The 3,690-nt window shown below is 64.6% G+C and carries 2 protein-coding genes and 1 other RNA gene; 2 read left to right on the top strand and 1 reads right to left on the bottom strand.

Going from position 1 to position 3,690, the window contains the following annotated elements:
* The first annotated feature begins 22 nt into the window (after positions 1-22).
* Positions 23-392, top strand: a transfer-messenger RNA (tmRNA) gene (gene ssrA / locus AC5RWT_RS35615).
* An 88-nt stretch (positions 393-480) separates the two neighbouring features.
* On the opposite strand, the gene AC5RWT_RS35610 is transcribed toward ssrA, so the two are convergent.
* A complete protein-coding gene (locus AC5RWT_RS35610) occupies positions 481-2,649 on the bottom strand; it encodes a copper-translocating P-type ATPase (RefSeq protein ID WP_494084338.1) in 2,169 nt (722 codons plus the stop codon).
* A gap of 367 nt (positions 2,650-3,016) precedes the next feature.
* On the opposite strand from AC5RWT_RS35610, the gene AC5RWT_RS35605 reads away from it, so the two are divergent.
* Positions 3,017-3,658 (top strand): hypothetical protein, encoded by a 642-nt coding sequence (locus AC5RWT_RS35605; protein WP_494084337.1) that lies wholly within the window; start codon positions 3,017-3,019, stop codon positions 3,656-3,658.
* Positions 3,659-3,690 lie beyond the last annotated feature (32 nt).

The raw sequence follows: 3,690 nt of genomic DNA, 5'->3' as shown, positions 1-3,690 counted from the left end.
GGTTATTTTGATAACTACATACGGGGATGACAGGTTTCGACGATGTTAGTCGCGCCAGGGGAAGCGGGCCGAGGATGCAGAGTTATCTCGGAAACGCCCTCTGCAAACCAATAAGTGCCGAATCTAAGCGCACTGACTTCGCTCTCGCTGCCTAAGTAGCATTGCAAGTCCGTCAGCCCGGGGATGCTCTCGCCCCGGATGCTGGCGTCATTAAGAGAGCCACTGCTGGATACCTTCGCCGTTGGGGTATCCGGGACATTTAGACGGCTGGGCCCGGGTCAGCCACCTGTTTGCGGGATGGTTGGGGCCAAGAAAACCCACAGCAAACTGCGCCCGGAGAAGTCCTGGCAACACAACATCGGACGGGGGTTCAATTCCCCCCATCTCCACGAATCAGCCCCGGTTTTCCGGGGCTTTTTCTTTGTCCGCATCTCCGGGACCGGCCAGAGAGCGAAAACTGCCCTTCCGGAGGCAACCGCGTTACTGGACGGACGCCGGGTCGAGTGCAATGCGCCGCAGCAGCTGGGCGTTGAGCGCTACCACAATCGTGGAAACGGACATCAGGATCGCCGCCACCGCCGGGGAAATCGTCACCCCTGCAAAGGCGAGCACGCCGGCCGCCACTGGGACGGCGACCACGTTGTACCCGGTGGCCCAGATAAGGTTTTGGATCATCTTCCGGTAGCTGGCGCGGGACAAGTCGACCATCGACAGGACGGCGCGCGGGTCGCTGCCGGCCAGCACCACTCCTGCCGACTCCATCGCCACGTCCGTGCCGGCACCGATGGCAATCCCGACTTCCGCCCTGGCCAGGGCAGGAGAGTCGTTCACGCCGTCGCCGACCATGGCGACCTTCTGGCCGCGGGACTGCAGTTCCGCGACCTTCTTGTCCTTGTCTTGGGGCAAAACCTGCGCGAAGACCTTGTCAATGCCCAGTTCCCGGGCGACCGCATTGGCGACCTGCTGCGCATCGCCGGTGATCATGGCGACCCTGATGCCGCGGTTCTGCAGGGCGCCCACGGCCTGCCGTGATTCATCGCGGACCTCGTCTTCCAGGCTGACGGCGCCGATGACCTCGTGGGCGCGGATCACGTGCAGCACCGAGGCGCCCCGCTCCACCCAGACGCTGGTTTGCTCATTCAGTTCCGGCGGCACCCGCAGGTTTTCCGAGCTGATAAGGTTTGGCCCGCCGACCGCGGCGACGGATCCGTCTACGCTGGCCGTTACTCCCCGGCCCGTCAATGACCGGAATCCGCTGGCTGCCGGGACAGGAAGGCTCCGATCGCGGGCGGCCTTGACGATCGCCCGAGCCGAGGGGTGCTCGCTGTCCGCCTCCACCGCGGCGGCGAGGGCGAGGACGTCGTCGTCGTTCCCGTCAGCAGTTGAGGCGACGGCGGTGAGGGCAGGCTGGCCCTTGGTCAGGGTCCCGGTCTTATCGAACAGGACCACGTCGATGGTGCGCATACGCTCCAAGGCCATTCGGTTCTTGATCAGCACCCCGGCGCGGGCAGCTTGTTCGGTTGAGATGGCGATCACGAGCGGAATGGCCAAGCCCAGCGCGTGCGGACAGGCGATCACCAAGACAGTCACGGTGCGGATTACTGCGTCCCCGGGGCTTCCCAGCAGCAGCCAGGCAATGAACGTGATGATGCCTGCCCCGAGGGCAAAGTAGAACAGGAAGGCCGCGGCCTTGTCCGCCAGGGCCTGTGCCCGGGAGGAGGAAGCCTGGGCTTCGGCCACCAGGCGCTGGATCCCGGCGAGGGCGGTGTCCGCGCCGACGGCTGTGACCCTGACACGCAGCGCGCTGTCTGTGGCCACCGTCCCGGCCACCACCTGGTCCCCGGGGCGTCGCGGCACGGTCTTGGATTCGCCGGTAATCATCGACTCGTCCACTTCTGCCTGTCCTTCGGTGATTTCGCCGTCGGCCGGAAGCCGGGAGCCGGAGCGGACCAGGACGACATCGCCGGCGGCCAGATCCGGGATGCCCACAGTTTCCGTGCCGCTGGCGGTGACGCGCTCGGCTTCGTCGGGCAGCAGTTCGGCCAAAGCGTCCAAGGCACCGCGCGCCGAACCCAGGGCACGCATCTCGATCCAGTGGCCCAGCAGCATGATGACCACCAGCAAGGCCAGTTCCCACCAGAAATCGAGGTTGAAATTGCCGATGCCCAAGGTGGTGATCCACGACGCGATGATCGCCACGGAGATGGCCATCGCGATCAGTAGCATCATGCCTGGTTGCCGGCTGCGCAGCTCGGTCCAGCCTCCCTTGAGGAAGGGAGCGCCTCCGTAGAAAAAAATCACCGAGCCCAGGACAGGTGGGATCCATGACGAGCCCGGGAATTGCGGAGTGCTGTAGCCAAGCAGATGGGAGAACATGGGGCTGAAATAAACCACCGGAATGGCCAGTGCCAGGCTCAGCCAGAACTTGTTCTTGAACATGGCGGTGCTGTGGCCCGCATGTTCTCCGTGCTGGTGGACCACATGTTCATCGTCCACCGCGGAATGCGCGGGTCCAGCCGGCATTGCCTGGCCATGGGTGCTGTGCTTCGCGTGATCAGCTTCTGCCACCGGTGCGTGGCGCCTGTGTCCGCCGGCGGCGGGGTGGTTGTTGTCATTGTGGTGGTCGGGATGGACCGGGTCTTGGTGCATGGCAGTTTGTCCCTTCAGACCAGTCGGTCAGGCCGGGCCAGCCAGGTCATGGCGGGCTTCCGGATGGCAATGGCCAAGGGAGCCCTTGTGGTGAGGGCTCGTGCCGGGGCTTGGTGTGGACCTTCAGGGCGCGGGGACCACAGTAGCCGGACGCGGATTTTCGGTACCGGCAACATATACCCGGGCGGGGTATCAGTCAAAAACTTGCACATCTGACGGTGGAAGTGTGATGGCGGATGACCGGCCTGTAAAGCCCTCCTGGCCGTACGGATCCAAATTCGTCGGAAATCTCTGTTTCCGGTTGCGACCTGTTCTGCGCGGGATGTAACGGTTAAGTTGCAAACATCCCCAACGAATGGAGCAACACATGTCGTCGTTTGTGAAAACCCGGGCCCGCCAGTTGGCCGCAGGAGTCTTCGTCACAGGCGTGGTGGCTGCCGGAGGAGCCGGAGTCGCTTCAGCTGACGAAGCGCAAGATTCGGTTGTGGCGATCACGGCCGAGGACGCCAGCATTGCGCCCGCCCCGGTCCAGGAAGCTGAACCGATCGTCGAGGACGGTGCCGCCGAGGAAGCCCCGGCTGAGGGGCCAGCTGCCCCGATGGAAGACGAGGCCGAAGCCCCGGGTGAAGGCGAGGGCGAAGAGCCCGTCGAGCCTGTCCCCGGGCATTACCCGGTAGAGGAAATACCGGTCATTGAGGAGCCGGCTCCGGTGGAGGATGAGCCTGCTCCGGCTCCCATCGAGGAACCGGTTGAGGAAGAACCCGCCCCGGCTCCGGTTGAGGAGCCGGCGCACCAGTGGAAGGCCGTCAAGGCCGGAGCCGACGCCGAGTGGAAGTCGGCAAAGGCCGTGGCCGATGCGGAATGGAAGTCCGCGAAGGCTGGCGGAAGCCCGGACTGGAAGGCCGTCAAGGCTCAAGGCAAGGCGGACTGGAAGTCAGCCAAGGCTGAAAGAAAGGCCGAGTGGAAGGCGGCCAAGTCGGCTGAGAAGGGCGCCGCACACGGCGAGTAACGTGCACTACGCGGTCGGGGCGGCCTCCCCAT

Source organism: Arthrobacter sp. Dra40, from assembly GCF_059091905.1.
The sequence above is the reverse complement of the archived record's forward strand: the minus strand, read 5'-3'. Positions and strand labels throughout refer to the sequence as shown.

Coding starts and splice junctions, on each gene's coding strand:
- AC5RWT_RS35605 (WP_494084337.1), top strand. CDS start 3,017: ATGTCGTCGTTTGTGAAAACCCGGGCCCGCCAGTTGGCCGCAGGAGTC.
- AC5RWT_RS35610 (WP_494084338.1), bottom strand. CDS start 2,649: ATGCACCAAGACCCGGTCCATCCCGACCACCACAATGACAACAACCAC.